Source organism: Hymenobacter qilianensis (assembly GCF_014489555.1).
Lineage (GTDB): Bacteria > Bacteroidota > Bacteroidia > Cytophagales > Hymenobacteraceae > Hymenobacter > Hymenobacter qilianensis.
Genome location: NZ_CP060784.1, coordinates 424,950 through 441,307, shown reverse-complemented (window position 1 = coordinate 441,307; position 16,358 = coordinate 424,950). Strand labels below are relative to the sequence as shown.

At 53.0% G+C, this 16,358-nt stretch carries 16 protein-coding genes, 2 tRNA genes and 1 pseudogene; 12 read left to right on the top strand and 7 right to left on the bottom strand.

Annotated features, from left to right (window positions below; genetic code table 11):
* Positions 1-87: 87 nt before the first annotated feature.
* From H9L05_RS02000 to H9L05_RS01985, 4 genes are all read right to left on the bottom strand, one after another.
* The gene (locus H9L05_RS02000) at positions 88-1,158 is read right to left on the bottom strand and encodes a M42 family metallopeptidase (protein ID WP_187732821.1); all 1,071 of its coding nucleotides are present in this window, start codon (positions 1,156-1,158) and stop codon (positions 88-90) included.
* Positions 1,159-1,317: 159 nt separating this feature from the next.
* Positions 1,318-2,886, bottom strand: coding sequence for an acyl-CoA carboxylase subunit beta (locus H9L05_RS01995; protein WP_187732820.1), 1,569 nt, complete (start codon positions 2,884-2,886; stop codon positions 1,318-1,320).
* A gap of 171 nt (positions 2,887-3,057) precedes the next feature.
* Positions 3,058-5,673 (bottom strand): ATP-dependent Clp protease ATP-binding subunit, encoded by a 2,616-nt coding sequence (locus H9L05_RS01990; protein WP_187732819.1) that lies wholly within the window; start codon positions 5,671-5,673, stop codon positions 3,058-3,060.
* A gap of 113 nt (positions 5,674-5,786) precedes the next feature.
* The gene (locus H9L05_RS01985) at positions 5,787-6,419 is read right to left on the bottom strand and encodes a WbqC family protein (protein ID WP_187732818.1); all 633 of its coding nucleotides are present in this window, start codon (positions 6,417-6,419) and stop codon (positions 5,787-5,789) included.
* Positions 6,420-6,547: 128 nt separating this feature from the next.
* Between H9L05_RS01985 and H9L05_RS01980 the strand changes: the two genes are divergently transcribed.
* Together H9L05_RS01980 and H9L05_RS01975 are read left to right on the top strand one after the other, a co-directional pair.
* Positions 6,548-7,396, top strand: coding sequence for a hypothetical protein (locus tag H9L05_RS01980; protein ID WP_187732817.1), 849 nt, complete (start codon positions 6,548-6,550; stop codon positions 7,394-7,396).
* 40 nt (positions 7,397-7,436) lie between these two features.
* Positions 7,437-8,294, top strand: a complete 858-nt coding sequence (locus H9L05_RS01975; RefSeq protein WP_223284675.1) for a lysophospholipid acyltransferase family protein — start codon at positions 7,437-7,439, stop codon at positions 8,292-8,294.
* A 90-nt stretch (positions 8,295-8,384) separates the two neighbouring features.
* Here H9L05_RS01975 and H9L05_RS01970 read toward each other — a convergent pair whose 3' ends face one another.
* On the bottom strand, positions 8,385-9,014 hold the full coding sequence (locus tag H9L05_RS01970) for an L-threonylcarbamoyladenylate synthase (RefSeq protein WP_187732816.1): 630 nt from the start codon (positions 9,012-9,014) through the stop codon (positions 8,385-8,387).
* Between the two features lie 300 nt (positions 9,015-9,314).
* Here H9L05_RS01970 and mltG point away from each other — a divergent pair.
* The 7 genes and pseudogenes from mltG to H9L05_RS01940 all read left to right on the top strand — a co-directional run bounded on the left by mltG (position 9,315) and on the right by H9L05_RS01940 (position 12,685).
* Positions 9,315-10,390: pseudogene (mltG, locus tag H9L05_RS01965) on the top strand (endolytic transglycosylase MltG).
* 52 nt (positions 10,391-10,442) lie between these two features.
* Entirely contained in the window at positions 10,443-10,760 is a 318-nt protein-coding gene (locus H9L05_RS01960) for a hypothetical protein (RefSeq protein WP_187732815.1), read from the top strand.
* Positions 10,761-10,762: 2 nt separating this feature from the next.
* Positions 10,763-11,266, top strand: coding sequence for an acyl-CoA thioesterase (locus tag H9L05_RS01955; protein WP_187732814.1), 504 nt, complete (start codon positions 10,763-10,765; stop codon positions 11,264-11,266).
* A 121-nt stretch (positions 11,267-11,387) separates the two neighbouring features.
* Positions 11,388-11,705, top strand: coding sequence for a YihY/virulence factor BrkB family protein (locus tag H9L05_RS22925; protein WP_223284674.1), 318 nt, complete (start codon positions 11,388-11,390; stop codon positions 11,703-11,705).
* The gene (locus H9L05_RS01950; protein ID WP_223284673.1) at positions 11,696-12,382 is read left to right on the top strand and encodes a YihY/virulence factor BrkB family protein; all 687 of its coding nucleotides are present in this window, start codon (positions 11,696-11,698) and stop codon (positions 12,380-12,382) included. The genes H9L05_RS22925 and H9L05_RS01950 overlap by 10 nt, the downstream gene beginning before the upstream one ends.
* A gap of 106 nt (positions 12,383-12,488) precedes the next feature.
* Positions 12,489-12,575: transfer RNA gene (locus H9L05_RS01945), tRNA-Ser, on the top strand.
* 25 nt (positions 12,576-12,600) lie between these two features.
* A tRNA-Ser gene (locus H9L05_RS01940) sits at positions 12,601-12,685 on the top strand.
* An 86-nt stretch (positions 12,686-12,771) separates the two neighbouring features.
* Here the strand turns inward: H9L05_RS01940 and H9L05_RS01935 are convergent.
* Positions 12,772-13,389, bottom strand: a complete 618-nt coding sequence (locus H9L05_RS01935) for a thioredoxin family protein (protein WP_187732813.1) — start codon at positions 13,387-13,389, stop codon at positions 12,772-12,774.
* A gap of 49 nt (positions 13,390-13,438) precedes the next feature.
* Positions 13,439-13,927: a TlpA disulfide reductase family protein gene (locus tag H9L05_RS01930; protein WP_187732812.1), complete on the bottom strand. Its 489-nt coding sequence runs from the start codon at positions 13,925-13,927 to the stop codon at positions 13,439-13,441.
* Positions 13,928-14,247: 320 nt separating this feature from the next.
* Here H9L05_RS01930 and H9L05_RS01925 point away from each other — a divergent pair, with 320 nt between their 5' ends.
* From H9L05_RS01925 to H9L05_RS01915, 3 genes are read left to right on the top strand one after another with little or no spacing between them, the layout of a single operon-like run.
* Positions 14,248-14,619, top strand: a complete 372-nt coding sequence (locus H9L05_RS01925) for a hypothetical protein (protein ID WP_187732811.1) — start codon at positions 14,248-14,250, stop codon at positions 14,617-14,619.
* On the top strand, positions 14,601-15,158 hold the full coding sequence (locus tag H9L05_RS01920; protein WP_187732810.1) for a hypothetical protein: 558 nt from the start codon (positions 14,601-14,603) through the stop codon (positions 15,156-15,158). Before H9L05_RS01925 ends, H9L05_RS01920 begins: the two co-directional genes overlap by 19 nt.
* On the top strand, positions 15,140-16,294 hold the full coding sequence (locus H9L05_RS01915) for a hypothetical protein (protein ID WP_187732809.1): 1,155 nt from the start codon (positions 15,140-15,142) through the stop codon (positions 16,292-16,294). Before H9L05_RS01920 ends, H9L05_RS01915 begins: the two co-directional genes overlap by 19 nt.
* Positions 16,295-16,358 lie beyond the last annotated feature (64 nt).

The window sequence follows — 16,358 nt, the reverse complement described above, 5'->3', positions numbered from 1 at the left end:
ACGATAAAGCCTTATACGAAACCAAGACGCCGGCCTGACAATATCGTGTCAAACCGGCGTCTTGGCTTTTTGGTCTACTGTGTACTGCTAACTGAAATAACGAAAATCGTGGCCGTCCTCGATTCGCAGCAAAGTTTGGTAGATCAACTGAATTACGTTCTCCACATCGTCCTGGTGTACCGTTTCTACGGTAGTGTGCATGTACTTGAGTGGCAATGAAATAAGCGCAGCAGCCACCCCGGCGTTAGAGTAAGCGAAGGCATCCGTATCGGTGCCGGTGGCGCGGGTTGCGGAAGCGCGCTGAAACGGAATGTCAGAGGTTTTAGCGGTTTCTATAATCAGCTCACGCAAGTTATTCTGCACAGCCGGACCGTAGGTGACCACCGGGCCTTTGCCACAATGTAAATCGCCGCTGGTTTTCTTCTCGTACATCGGCGCCTGCGTGTCATGAATTACGTCCGTAATAATGGCAACGTCCGGCTGAATGCGGTGCGCTATCATTTCAGCCCCCCGCAGGCCGATTTCCTCCTGTACGGCATTCACTACGTAGAGGCCAAAAGGCAGCTTTTGCTTGTTTTCTTTCAGCAGCCGGGCTACTTCCGCAATCATAAAACCACCAATACGGTTGTCCAGCGCACGCCCCACAAAGTATTGCCGGTTCATCACCATAAACTCGTCCTCGAAGGTGACGACCGAGCCCACGTGGATGCCCATGCGTTCGACCTCGTCTCTGGAGGTGGCGCCACAATCCAGGAAAATGGTTTCGATAGTAGGCGCCTTGTCCTGCTCTACCTTACGCACGTGGATAGCTGGCCAGCCAAAAATGGCCTTTACAATGCCCTTATCGGTGTGAATATTCACGCGCTTGGATGGAGCCACCAAAGCGTCTGAACCGCCGTTGCGCCGCACGTAGATGTAGCCTTCTTTCGTGATGTAGTTCACGAAGTAAGAAATCTCATCGGCGTGCGCCTCGATAACGACTTTGTACTTGGCTTCCGGGTTAATTACACCGACTACCGTGCCGTAGGTATCCACGAAATACTCGTCGATGTATGGCTTGATATAGTCGAGCCACAGCTTTTGCCCTTCCTTCTCAAAACCAGTAGGGGAAGGGTTATTTAGGTATTTCTGAAGAAAATCGAATGATTCGTTACGCATGGGTGGATCAGATTGAAATAGCTGCCATCCGGGAAGAAATATAAATGGCCCAAAAGAGTGTGAATACTCATTGAGCAATCATAAATACTTTGTAGTCAACGCATTCAGGATGGCTAAACTAAATGCGCTTCCAAATGAGGTAAAGGGTTGAAGGCTGGCTTACAACGGAATATTGCCGTGTTTTTTGCGCGGCAACACATCTACTTTGTTCTCCAGCATTTTAAACGCGCGAATCAGTTTCTGGCGCGTTTGGGCTGGCAGAATCACCTCATCTACAAAGCCGCGATGTGCCGCGCGGTAAGGTGTCGCAAACTTCTGCTGATACTCGTCTACCTTTTCGGCCAGCTTGGCTTCTGGGTCATCAGCAGTGGCTATTTCACGCTTAAAAATGATTTCAGCTGCGCCTTTTGCTCCCATCACCGCAATTTCAGCGGTAGGCCAAGCGTAGTTCATGTCGGCCCCAATGTGCTTAGAGTTCATCACATCGTAGGCGCCGCCATATGCTTTGCGCGTGATAACCGTGATACGCGGCACAGTAGCTTCGCAGAAAGCATAAAGCAGTTTCGCTCCATTAGTGATGATGCCTCGCCACTCCTGATCGGTACCTGGCAAGAAGCCGGGCACGTCTTCCAGCACTAAGAGCGGAATGTTAAATGAATCGCAAAAACGTACGAAACGAGCTGCTTTGGTGCTGGCATTAATGTCAAGCACGCCAGCCAGCACAGCCGGCTGATTGCCCACAATCCCGATGCTGCGACCACCTAACCGGGCAAAGCCAACTACTATATTCTCAGCGAAATTCTGGTGAACCTCCAGAAAGGAATCTGCATCAATAATACCCTCAATCACCTCCCGAATATCATAAGGCTGGTTAGGATTCTCTGGGATAATGGTGTTCAGCGCTGGCCGCGATTCGTCGCCCTGAGGCTCGTAGGGGAGGTGGGGGGCATTTTCTTCGCAGTTCTGCGGCATATAGCTCAACAGCTGCTTGAGGTGAGTTATGCAGGCCACCTCGTTGGCGCAGCTGAAGTGCGTCACGCCGCTTTTGGCTGAGTGCGTGCTGGCGCCACCAAGCTCTTCGCTGGTCACGTTTTCGTGCGTTACCGTCTTCACCACGTTGGGGCCCGTCACGAACATATAGCTCGTGTTTTCCACCATCAGAATGAAATCGGTAATGGCCGGCGAATACACTGCACCACCCGCGCACGGCCCCATAATGGCTGACAGCTGCGGAATGACACCCGAAGCCAGCGTGTTCTTGTAGAATATATCAGCGTACCCGCCCAAACTCACGACGCCTTCCTGAATTCGGGCCCCGCCCGAATCATTCAAACCAATAACCGGCGCCCCATTCTTCATGGCCAAGTCCATGATCTTCACGATTTTCTCGGCATGAGTCTCACTCAGAGAGCCACCGAAAACCGTGAAATCTTGAGAGAAAACGTACACCAAGCGGCCATTTACGGTACCGTATCCTGTCACGACACCATCACCGAGATAATACTCTTTGTCGAGGCCAAAATCCTTGGATCGGTGCATTACAAACTTGCCGATTTCCTCAAATGAGCCTTCGTCCATCAATAAATCTACCCGTTCTCGAGCGGTCAGCTTACCTTTTTTGTGCTGGGCATCGATGCGAATTTGCCCCCCACCAAGCAATGCTTCCGCATTTTTTCGGTCGAGTACTTCAAGTTTGCTGAGTTGGGCGTCGGCGTGGGGATCGGACATATATGGGTGGGAATTGATGTAGCTACTTAGGTTGTGAACTCAAAGGTAACCGAAGGGCGCAAAATTGATGCACAGAACTCGGGGGGCTTTTTTAGATCTAAGCAGAAAATGATTGATAAAGTAAAAGGGCCGACCTCTGTGAAGAAGTCGGCCCTTTCGGTAATCTACAATTTACTTGCCCTTGCCCTTGTCGGTCACGTCATCGGCGTCTGTCTCGGGGGCTTCCTCTGGCCGCTCGTCGCTGGCCAGATTCGTCTTTTCACCACTCTTGCTTACCGCAAAGACTAGCTCTTCAGCACCTTCTGCGTAATCAGCCGTGATGATATCACCCTGCGCAATCTCAGCTTTAAGGATTTCCTCCGCAATCGGATCTTCGATGTACTTCTGGATAGCCCGGTTCAGCGGACGTGCACCATACTTCGGATCGTAGCCTTTGTCAGCTACAAAGTCCTTAGCGGCTTCCGTCAACTCAACTTTGTAGCCCAGTGTCTGAATACGCGACAGCAACTTAGCCAGCGAGATGTCGATGATCTTGTGGATGTCTTTCTTCTCCAAAGAGTTGAAGACAATCACATCGTCCAAACGGTTGAGGAACTCCGGTGAGAAGGTCTTGCGCAAAGCATTCGTAATGGTGCCCTTCATGATATCATCCATGTTCTCCATCCGGTTTTTCGTGCCGAAGCCGATACCCGCACCGAAGTCCTGCAAGTCGCGGGCACCGATGTTAGAGGTCATGATGATAATCGTGTTGCGGAAGTCCACCTTGCGGCCCAAGCCGTCAGTTAGGATACCGTCGTCAAGTACTTGCAGAAGCAGGTTGTACACGTCGGGGTGAGCCTTCTCAATCTCGTCGAGCAGGATAACCGAATAAGGCTTACGACGGATTTTTTCCGTCAGCTGACCGCCTTCTTCGTAACCCACGTAGCCGGGAGGTGCGCCCACCAGGCGCGATACGCTGAACTTTTCCATGTACTCACTCATGTCGATACGCACGAGTGAATCCTCTTTGTCGAAGAGATAAGTAGACAGGACCTTAGCTAGCTCCGTCTTACCTACACCCGTTGGGCCAAGGAAAACGAATGAGCCGATAGGCTTCTTTGGGTCTTTCAAGCCTACACGCGTACGTTGGATAGCTTTCACCAATTGCTTGATGGCTTTATCCTGGCCAATTACTTTGCCTTGCAGTTCCTCACCCATGTTGAGCAGCTTAGCGCTTTCATTCTGGGCAACACGTACTACCGGAATGCCGGTCATCATGGCGATTACCTCGGCCACGTTTTCCTCTTTCACAGTGTAGCGCTTCTTCTTGGTCTCATCTTCCCAGCTTTTCTTAGCTGAGTCGAGTTGTTCCAGAAGCTTCTTCTCTTTGTCACGAAGCTGAGCGGCTTCCTCGTATTTCTGCGACTTTACCACGCGGTTTTTCTCCACCTTGATGTTCTCGATCTGCTCTTCGAGCTTGAGAATATCTTCGGGAACCACAATGTTGTTGATGTGCACGCGGGCACCAGCTTCGTCGAGAATATCGATGGCTTTGTCTGGCAGGAAACGGTCGGACATGTAACGATCAGAAAGCTTCACGCACGACTCAATAGCCTTATCAGTATAGATAACGTGGTGGTGATCCTGATACTTGTCCTTGATGTTGTGCAGGATTTCAATCGTTTCCTCAGGTGTAGTGGGGTCTACCATTACCATCTGGAAACGACGTGCCAAGGCACCATCTTTCTCGATGTACTGACGATACTCGTCGAGCGTAGTAGCACCGATGCATTGAATCTCGCCACGGGCCAGAGCCGGCTTGAACATGTTGGAAGCGTCAAGTGAGCCGGAAGCTCCACCAGCGCCTACAATCGTGTGCAGCTCGTCAATAAAGAGGATAACGTCGGGCGACTTTTCCAGCTCGTTCATCACGGCCTTCATGCGCTCCTCAAATTGCCCCCTGTACTTGGTGCCAGCCACCAGCGAAGCCAGATCCAGCGTCACCACGCGCTTGCCGAACAGTACACGCGATACTTTCTTCTGAATAATGCGCAGAGCGAGGCCTTCTGCAATAGCAGTTTTACCAACACCAGGCTCACCGATGAGGATAGGGTTGTTCTTTTTGCGGCGCGACAGAATCTGAGCTACGCGCTCGATTTCTTTCTCACGACCTACGATGGGGTCAAGCTTATCTTCCTCGGCCAGTTTGGTCAGGTCGCGGCCGAAGTTATCGAGCACAGGCGTGCGCGACTTCTCGCCGGGCTTTTTAGCAGCTGAGCTACTGCCCGAGCTGCTACCACGGCTGGAGCCGCCAAAGAGCTTGTCGTTGTCGTCGTCGTCGGTGTCAGGGGCGCGGTCGGTGGGGGCAGGGTTGCCGTGATAGTCCAGCGAGTCGCGTACGGATTCGTAGTTCACGTTGAATTTGCTGAGAATTTGCGAAGAAATATTGTCTTCATCGCGCAGAATCGACAACAGCAGATGCTCGGTGCCGATAATTTCGCTCTTGAAGATTTTAGCCTCTAGATAGGTAATCTTGAGTACTTTCTCGGTTTGTTTGGTCAGCGGAATAGAGCCGGTGATGCTCGTGCCTTGCGTAGCCGTGTTGCGGGTTGCTTGTTCCAGTGCGTACTTAAGCTCTTCCACCGACACACCCAATTTCTTGAGCAGTCCGATGGCAGTGCCTTCGCCTTCGCGGATCATGCCCAGCAGCAGGTGTTCGGTGCCGATATAATCGTGCCCGAGCCGGATGGCTTCTTCCCGGCTCAAAGAGATGACCTCTTTGACTCGATTTGAGAATTTAGCTTCCATGCAGATAAGGTAGTGAAGAAAATATAGATCCCCGCCGGGTAAAGCGGGTTGGGCCGGATCAACCTGAAAACAGGAAAGGGCGGGCGAAGGTTCGGGGGCAGCGCTAAGGAAATCTACGCGAGATAGCTGCCGGCGTTAGGACCCTGCGAAAAGAGCAGGTCCAATATGCTTAAATCAGGAACAAATTGCAGGCCAAAGGTCTGCGAATAAGCCCGCACCCGGCTGGGTTCGGACGGAGTGTCAGGTTCGGGGTAAGCGGGCGCTTTGGGTGTCAGCCAATCGCGTCGGTCGCGCACCGTAGGGTCGGGGTAGGAGGGGTGATACTCTGTAGTAAATACCACCGGAATTCGCATCCGCAGGCATCGTAGGTAGAAGTGCAGTAGGTTAAGGTTGAGGTCAAAAAGCAGCGGTGGTTTTTGTACGTAGATATCGTGCAAATAGTCGGCGTAATATTCAAAATACGGACTGCCGCCATACGCGGTTTGCAGGGTGCGCCAGTGCTGGTGCACCCAATTTTGCCGATAATCTATCTCTAGCTCCGCGGTTTTGACTTTCTTGCTGCGATTACCATCTACTACAGGCACTGTCAGGGGCTTTACGCCCTGAGCAGTAAGTATAAGACACCGATTACGATAGGTTTGTTTGCGATAGTTTTCCTGACTCTCTACTAACAAAGAGTCGGTCCCTACTAGTTCGGCAAAGAAAGCAATCGGCGGATTATATGGTAATTCAGATAAAACGGGCATGATGCTGGCAAGTCGGGCGCGGAAAGCGGAAACGCTGCAATAGTAAGCAGATCGGGAGTACTTTTGACCGCCATTAATCAGCCAAAATGACAAAATCATTTGCCCTTCGGTTGCTTGTAGCATTGCTTATGCTCAGCAATACCTTAGCAGCTCAAGCTCAAAAAACGGGCTTACTGCTCGATGTAGTCCGCTTTCGCAATGAAAATACCGTTACGAAAGGCGCCGTAGTAGAATTGTACGTGACGGTGCCCGGCAACGCTCTGATTTATCGTAAACGGGCTCCCAAAATATTTCAGGCGGCGGCGGCGGTTACGCTGGAAGCAGTGCGCGCGGATGGCTCGGCGGCCTATCAGGAAACCATTACGCTGAAACCGCCTGTGCTGAATGACACGAGTATCGCGCTGAAAAACCCGATCAGTTTCCAGAAGCGCATCGAACTTCCCGATGGGCAGTATACACTTCGGGCTAAAGTGCAGGATCAAACGAGTAAAAAGAACCTCGCCACCATCGAGCAACCGCTTGTGCTGGACTTTAATGAATCTAAAACGCGCTTGAGCGACATTGTGCTGCTAGCGCGACCAGCCGGCCGCTCTGCCGTGCCGGGAGATAATTTTACCCGTGGCGGCTATAGCCTTGCGCGTACGCCCAACGGCCTATACGCCCGCGGTGCCGACCGCTTGGCTTGGTACGCCGAACTATACGATGCACCTTCGCCCATTGTGCTGGCTACTCGCTGCCGCATACGCCCGGCAGCGGGCGGCGCTGATGTGCTAACTTCTGCCGGCCTGGCCCGCGCCGTGGCTGGTGGACCGCATCTGGTATTAGGGGATATGAATATTGCCAACCTGATGGCCGGCGACTATGATCTGATCATGGAAGTACGCGACGCCAAAGGCAAACTTTTGACTTCAATTACCACGCGCCTGCAACGCCGCCCCGACGAATACGCGCCCGCCGCGGCTACCCTGCCCCGATGAAAAAAGCCCCCAGAACACCTATCCGTGGTATTACTGCCCCTTGGAGTGGCTGCTGACTGGCCTGGCGCATCTGCCGCTCTCAGTGCTGTACGTGGTGGCCGATGGGTTTTATCTGGTGATGGCCTACGGGCTGCGCTATCGGCAAAGGGTGGTGCTGGAAAACCTGCGTAATTCTTTTCCGGAGAAAACCGAGGCGCAGATTCAGCAGTTGGCGAAGAAGTTTTACCGACACTTTGCTGAACTGCTGATCGAAATTCTGAAGCTGGGGGGCATTTCTGCGGCTGAGTTGAAGCAACGGGTATTTATGCCCAACCCGGAAGTGCTGGAGAAGCTGCTGGCCAAAGGGGGCCCGGTGCTGGCTTTGGGCTCGCATGCCGGCAACTGGGAATGGATTATTACGGCTGGCGCCGTGTGGCTGGGGCCGCGGGCCGATGGGGTGTATAAGCCGCTTACAAACCCGTTTTTTGAAGACTTTGTGTACCGGCTGCGCACCCAAACGGGAGCCCGACTGGTGCCCATGCGCGATACGCTGCGCCACCTGGTGCGCCACCGCAACCAAGGCCGGGTGCTAAGCATGCTCAGCGACCAAAGCCCCAGCCGCGCCGACCAGCAATACTGGACAACGTTTCTGCACCAGGATACCGCCTTTTATACCGGCGCCGATAAGCTGGCTGCCCAGTTTAAGTGCCCCGTCGTGTACGTGAGCATTCGGCGGCAGCGGCGCGGGTATTATGAGATGCACCTCACGGAACTCTACGATGGCGAAACCCCGCTACCCAAAGACGGCCACCAAATAACCGAAGCGTTTGCCCGCCAGCTGGAGCTTGATATACAAGCTGCTCCGGCTGATTACCTCTGGTCGCATCGGCGCTGGAAACACAAAAGGGAGAAATTGTGAAGTGGTGAAATGGTGAGTTAGCTGTTGCAGCGGCGCAGTTTGTGCCTTCAGAACAGCTAACTCACCATTTCACCACTTCACAATTTTACCTTACAGATACTGCTCAATATCGCCGGCGCCTTGGCGGATGATGTCGAAATCATCATTGGTGCAGTCGACGACGGTGCTGGCGATGTTGTTGCCGAAGCCGCCATCAATAACCAGATCTACCAGCGGGCGATACTTCTCAAAAATCAGGTCCGGGTCGGTAGAGTATTCAATCAGCGTATCTTCATCGTGAATGGAAGTGCTGACGATGGGATTGCCCAACTCGCGCACCAGACCCAGGCAAATATTATGGTCGGGAACGCGGATGCCCACCGTTTTGCGCTTTACGCCGCCGTAGCGGGGGGCTTTTGGGCTCGCCTCAAAAATAAACGTAAACGGACCGGGCAGGGCCTTTTTCAGCACTTTGTACACCGGCGTCGTGATGCCGTGGGCGTAATCGGTGATGTGCGAAAGGTCGTTGCAGATAAACGACAGGTTGGCTTTTTCAGGATGAATGCCCTTGATGCGGCAAAGCTTTTCGACGGCTTTCGCGTTGTGAATGTCGCAGCCCAGGCCATAAATCGTATCCGTGGGATAAATAATTACTCCTCCTTTGCGCAACACTTCTACGGCTTGCAGCAAACGGTTTTGGGGCGGATTATCGGGGTGGATGCGAAGCAGGGTAGCGGACATGAGCGGGCGGATATAAGGTGAAAAACGAAAAGAAACTGGCGCCGGGCCGGGATCAGGCAAGATACTGCGGGCGCTAATTAACAGTCACTCCTTCGCATTTTTTTTGCTGAAGGTTGCTGTTTGCACTCTTTAAATCCAAAAAAAGCCCCCAACCAAACGTAATCGAACACTGGGGGGCTTTTTTCGCGTTAGCAAAACCGGAAGTCTAGAACGTGTACTTTTGGGCCCGAAAAATCAAGCTGGCTAAAGGCGTGCTGCGCGCCGCCGGTTTATTCTTATTAGCCGTATCTCTCTTCGCTTATGTCCCAAATTTCCCGTGCCGAATCCAAAGCCAAAGCCCAGAAACGCCGCAACCGCTACGCTGCCGTGGTAGCGGTGCTGGGCGTGCTGTTCGTGTCGTTCTCGTATTATTTCTACCAGGTTTTCTACACGCCCAACGTCGAAACGAAAGGCCAGCCGACGTATCTGCTTATTCGGCAGGGACAGAGCTACAAGGCCGTGATGGATTCGATTGACGCCAAGAACGTCATCATTGACCGGCTTTCTTTTCGCTTCGTGGCCAAGCTGATGAAGTATGATGAACTGGTGAAGCCCGGCCGCTACGAGCTGAAAGATGGCTACACTAACCGCGAAATGATCAACGACTTACGGCGCGGTATTCAGTCGCCGCTCAGCCTGACTTTTCAGAATATCCGTCTGCGCCAAGATTTGGCCAAGAAGCTCGGCACCACCATCGACGCCCGGCCGCACGAGTTCGATAGCCTGCTCAGTAGCCCCAGCTACACCCGCTCCCTGGGCTTCGACACGACAAGTATTCTGGGCATGTTTATCCCTAATACCTACGAGCTGTACTGGAATACTTCGGCCGAAAACCTCATGCAGCGCATGAAAAAGGAGTACGAAAAGTTCTGGACCCCGGCCCGCGACGCCAAAGCCAAAGCGCTGGGCCTGACCCGGGCTCAGGTAAGCACCCTGGCCAGCATCGTGGAAGCCGAGCAGCAGCAGCACGCCGACGAGCGCCCACGCGTGGCTGGTGTTTACCTCAACCGCTTAGAGCGCGGCATGCTGCTCCAGGCCGACCCCACGGTGGTATACGCCAACGGCGACTTCGGCATCAAACGCGTACTCAACGTACACTTGGCCAAAGACTCGCCATACAACACGTACAAATACAAAGGTTTGCCCCCGGACCCATCAACTTGCCCAGCATTGCTAGCATCGATGCCGTGCTCAACCCCGAAAAGCACCAATACATTTATTTCTGCGCCAAAGAGGACTTCAGCGGCTACCACGCCTTCGCCACCAACGAGCGCGACCACCTACTGAATGCCCGCCGTTATCAGGCTGCTCTCACGCGGAGCGGCATTATGAAGTAACTGAGCTTCGTTTTGGTAAACAATAAGTAAATATTTTTTACTCGGGATTAAGGTGATTACGAATAAGTTGAGTTTGGAAGATTACAATCAAACCTTTCAATCACCAATGCAAGATGTTACTAGTACGGCAGAGCAAATAGTAGATATATGGCCGTATGTTGACGTGATACCAGCTATTGATTTGGATGGATTTGAAATTATGGATGTAGTATATGTTTATCTAAATCCTAATGGACTTTTTGAGCATGTGTTCATTGGGACGCAAGACAAAAACGTGTTTTTGGTAATTATTATAAACACAAGCGAATTGAAAATTCAAGGTCATTACTTACTCAACTTAGTTGAGATGTACAGCTTAACAGAGGAATAACTATGTACACTTCCGACATCCAAATCCGCGTCCGCTATGCCGAAACCGACCAGATGGGCTACGTGTACCACGGCAACTATGCCGCTTACTTCGAAGTAGCCCGTACGGAAGCTTTTCGGCAATTAGGAATCCGGTATAAAGATTTGGAGGCTGATGGAGTTGGCATGCCGGTAGGAGAGATACGCACCCGGTTTCGCCGGCCCGCCCGCTACGACGACCTGCTGACGGTGCGACTAATGCTGCGCCAGCCGGCGGAAGGGTCGAGAGTGTTATTCGAGTACGAGATTTACAATGAAGCCCTGGAGTTGCTCACCGAAGGCCACACGCTGATGGTGTTTGTAAGCACAGCGACGGGGCGGCCGGTTCCTATCCCGGAGGCTATCCTAAACAAGCTCGCGCCTTACTTTACCGACGACGAAAAGGCTGGGCCGCTAACGCCTGCATCGTCCAAATTGCCCCCCGACGCGCCTGCGCCAGCGGCATTTGCTCCCAAAAAGAATAAGTAATAGCTCTCATTTCCAAGCAGCTTCTACTTGTGAAAAACGGCGGCAAAGAAGGAAAGTAAGAAGCAATGAACACCTTCTGGGGGACAAATTGTTATGCCGATTGTACGTTGACCGTTGATCTATGAGAAACCCCGTTCGCCGCTACCACTACTCCGAGGTGCGCCGCCGGCGTTCATACCGCAAGTTCATCGTGTGGCTCAAGCGCCTGCGCTTCAACCACGGCCAGGCGTCGGTATATGATGTGCTCGACCGTATGATTCAGGAGTTGAAGCTGGACAGCGTTACCAAGCGGGCCAGCTATATGGCGTTCAACTTCACCATCGCCATTTTTCCCACTATCATCTTCCTGTTCACGCTCATTCCCTATATCCCTATTCCGCAGCTAAACATTGATATTCTGCAGTTTCTGCGCGATATCATGCCCGCGAAATGTATGTAGCCACCGCCGATACCATTGAAGATATCATCAATATTCCGCACGGCGGGTTGCTGTCTTTTGGTTTTCTGACGGCCCTGGTGCTATCCTCCAATGGCATTATGGCCCTGTTGGATGCATTCGAGAAGAAATATCCGTCGTTCAAGCGCCGAACCTACGTGCGCAAGCGTGTCATTGCCACCCTGCTGACCATCGTGCTGTCGTTCGTGCTATTGTTCGCCATAGCGGGCATTTTCTTCGGCACTTACATCATCGACACGCTGGTATTCTACGAAATAGTGCCTGCTGAGCTGACTAATCAGCTCATTAGTTTACTGAAATATGGGTCAGTGGCCGGGCTGTTTCTTCTCGTTACATGCGTGATTTATTATTACGTGCCGCCCGTGCACGACAAATGGCCCTTCCTGTCGGCAGGCGCTGTAGTAGCTACGCTGCTGATCTTTCTGGTGTCCTTTCTGTTCATTCTATACATCAAGATTTTTGACAGCTACAACCACTTTTATGGCTCTATAGGTACGCTGGTGGGCTTTATGGTGTGGCTGGATTTTGTGTGCATGACTCTGATTCTGGGCTTCGAGGTAAACGTCAGTATTGATGCCGTTACGGGGCGTTTGCGAACCGTTGCAAACCTGCCAGTAGCCCTGAGCGGCCGGCATCTGGCAGCGGTTGGAAAAGCATAAAAGGCACAAAGCGTAAAATTTCTACTATAATTACGCTGTAGTTATTGCTAATTGTCAATTGCCTCTTACTTTTGCCGTCCCCAAACCGCCTAATTGGGGGAACGTTAGAGAGGTGGCAGAGTGGTCGAATGCGACGGATTCGAAATCCGTTATACCGGCAACGGTATCGGGGGTTCGAATCCCCCCCTCTCTGCAAGAACAGTTAGTACGCGTGACCTAGAGAGCTGGCAGAGTGGTCGATTGCGGCGGTCTTGAAAACCGTTGAGGGTTAAACCTCCGGGGGTTCGAATCCCTCGCTCTCTACAAAAAGCCCCCGCTTCCATTTTGGAAGCGGGGGGCTTTTCTTTTACTTCTAAAGTAGGCGTATTTATTATCGCTGGGGGCTTTTTTTAAGCTTTTTTCCACTTAATAGTGCAGCCAACGGCTTTCGTTGAGTTGGTAGCAGCAGGTTTGCCAGCCATAATATCGGTGAGGGCATTCTCTACGTACTTGGTTTTCACGGCCGTAGGCTCCTCCGAATTATCATCTATGGCACCGATGTAGGCCACTTTTAGAGCGTTGCCATGGCGGGTGAGCACGTAGAGGTGAGGTGTGCGCGTAGCACCATAAGTCTGCGCTACGTTCTGCGTTTCATCGAGCAGGTAGGGGAAGGGGTATTTTTTGCTGGTGGCGCGGGCCTGCATCTTCTCAAACGAGTCGCCGGGCGCTACGGCTGGGTCGTTGGGGTTGATGGCCACTACGGGGTAGCCCTGGGGGGCAAATTTCTTGTGCAGATCAATAATGCGGCTTTCATAGGCCTGAGCGTAAGGGCAGGTGTTGCAGGTAAACACCACGATAAAGCCCTTGGCCGCCTTGTTGTCGGCCAGCGACATGAGCTTGCCGTCCACGTTTTTTAGCTTAAAGTCGGTGGCGGTGTCGCCTACCTGATAGCCGCCGGAAGGCCGGACAAAAGCGCTCAGCAACACGAGGCCGAAGCAAAGGACGAAGAAGGAGGTTAGCTTTTTCATCGGGAGGCAAACGGGTTAAAAGTGGAAAAATACGCGCCAGACCACCTGGCTAGCGCAAAAACTTGGTGAGCTGCGCGGTTAGCTCGGCTTGGGTAAACTCCTGCTCGAAGCCGGCGCGCTTTTGTTTTTTGTTGTTGAGCATCAGCGTAAAAGGAATTGCCCCCGACCAATTATCATCTACTTTACCGAGCCAGGTGTTCGGGTCCGTTTCGTTGAGCAGCAGCACTTCCGACTTAAGCCCACGCTTCTGCACAAACGGCTTTACCTTTTTATCCAGCTGAGAAGCATAGTCCAAACTTACCAGCAGCACCTTTACTTTTTGGCCGGCGTAGGTTTTATTGGCCTGTTCAAAATATGGCAGCTCCTTAATGCAGGGGCCACACCACGTTGCCCAGAAATTGACCACATACGTTGTATCGTTGGGCTGGCTCAGGCGCTTTTGCAAGGCCGGAAACTTTACTACTTCCACTTGCTGGGCCTGGCCCGGCGTAGCTAGTAGCAAGAATGAGCTGATTATAAGGAGCTTGATGAATGACATAGTGACTAAACGTGGTAGGTGCGGCTTTGGTACGAAGCACAACTGAAAATTAGGGAGTCGCATCTGGCGTGGCCGATTGCTAAATTTTTGTCTTATCCGGTTAAGATACTAGATGATACCTTGAGTATTTTAATGTAAACAATGGCCACAAACGTGGAGTTTGCCGTTTAGTGAGCTTTACAAACCAAACTGTGCCTGATAACACCAGTTCTGCGTCCGTCCTGGCTCCACCTATAGCCCAGAAAAAGTCGCGGCGGTGGGGCAAAGGGTTGCTTATAGCAGCCGTCATACTTGTGGCGGTGGTTGGCACCGTACTTTTTTTGCTTGATCCCTGGCTGCGCCGCACGCTGGAGCGTCAGGTCACAACGGCTTCTAAAGGCTATTACCAACTACAGATAGGAGAGCTGAAAACCAGCTTATGGCACCGCTCACTGACCTTGCGGGGGCTCCGGCTGCGCTCTGCTGCCACACCTGCCAACCACAGCCGGCTTCCCCGCCTGCGGGCCGATGTTGAGTTGGTGCGTTTGCAAGGAATCGGGCTGCTGGCTTTGTTGCGGCGCAAGGAAGTGCCCCTGGATACCGTGCTCGTGCAAAACGCGCGTCTGGGAGTTGGTAAAATGCCCCCAGATCTCCCGGTTCATCTAAAGCACTGCACGAGCAGCTGCCGCTGCAAATGGAAGGGATTCGGGTAGAAAATCTTGTTTTGATTAATCTGGGGGGCAATTATTCGCCTGCTCAACAACCCATAGCTACACTGCGCCGCGCAGATCTGATAGCGCGCGATATTCTTATTAGCGCGGCCGGTGCCCAAGACTCGCAGCGACTAGGGTATGCGCGCAGCCTCGCATTTCACCTCGCCAATGTGGAGGGGCAGGCCCGGCAGCATAAAGGGAGCTTCGGAGCCCTCCGCTTTTCCACAGATCGGCAGCGGCTGGAACTGGATTCTCTGCGAGTGCAGCCGGTGCAGAATACCAGCACTGGATCCGCGCCACGGCTTACGCTCGCTTTGCCCCGCCTGCGCCTCACGGGCCTGAAAGCAATGCAGCTAGCCCGGCAGCAGCTACAAGCCGATTCGCTTATCCTCACGGCTCCCGACGTTACTTTTATCGCCAGCACCAGCAAGCAGCCCACCAAAACCAAAGCGATACATGAGCAGCTGCCGCCTTGGTTGCGTCGGTGCGTTTTGCGCTACGTAGCCTTATCTGGGGGCAAATGCGGCTGCCCGGCCTGAGCGTGGCGCCTGTAGTTCGGGCCATTGAAGTAAAAGGCAATGATTTATGGGTTGATTCGCTGAGCGCCCTCGATACAAAGCGCATTTTCTATGCCCGCGCCTGGCGGGTAAGCACCGGGCCTGCTACGGGCCTGATCGATGCTCCTTATTACCGGGCCCGCTACGAAAAGCTGGTGTTGGATACTAGCACGGGCCTGGCCCAGGCTGATGGCCTGACGCTTACACCCACCATGAGTACGCCGGAGTTTGCCCTCCGCAAAGCCCAGTCTGTGCCCCGCATGGTCGTCCAGATTCCGCAGCTACGGCTCGCGGGCCTCGATTATGGCCTATTAGCACGCGAAGGAAACCTGGTGGCGGGTTTGCTGGAGCTGCGCAACCCGCGTTTTCAGGTAACCAGCAACGCCAATTATCCGCAGCCGGCGCGGCCTTCCTCCGTTACGCCGGAGCAGCTGCAAAAGCTGCCTTTTCGCTTGAATGTAGCGCTGGCCCGAATCGTCAACTTCAACTTTCGCAGCGCCGAAATCGTCAAGGGCGGCTCCGTGCCGGGCATATTTACTCTCACCCGGTTCAACGCCAGCATTACGCATCTGACCAATGTTCCCGCCGTTGCTGCTGCCCACCCAAGTATCGGGCGCGTGTCAGGATGGCTGCAAGATAAATGTCTGGTGGAAGGCGTGTTTCGCTTCAATCTGCGCGACCCCCAGGGTGGGCACAGCTTTACCGGGAGCTTCGGGCCGGCGCCCTTTGCTATTCTGAATTCCGTGAGCGAACCTGCGGCGTTCATTCGTTTTGACAAAGGCCGCGTGGAGCGAATTCTGTGTAAGGTGCAGTTTACTAAGCAGGGCGCCAATGGCACGCTGTGGGCGCGCTACTCAGATCTGAAAGTTTCGTTGTTGAAAAAGAAACCGGGCCCCGATAAGAAAAATCTGCTCACCCGCGCGGGCTCCTTGCTGACCAACACCTTCATCGTGCGCGATAATAATCCGCGCAAACCCAGTCAGCGTCTGGAGCCCGGCCCGGTACAGATAGACCGCGACCTACGCTACTCGGTGTTTCGGGTGTGGCGCGTGGCCGTGGTTGATGGCATGCTCAGCAGCTTTGGCGTACCCGAGGTTATTGCTGATAAAGTGGAATAAACCTCTGCTCTTCGTAGTCGATAAAAGCGGCATATGGCGCACAAATCAAGAAGGCCGGTATCTT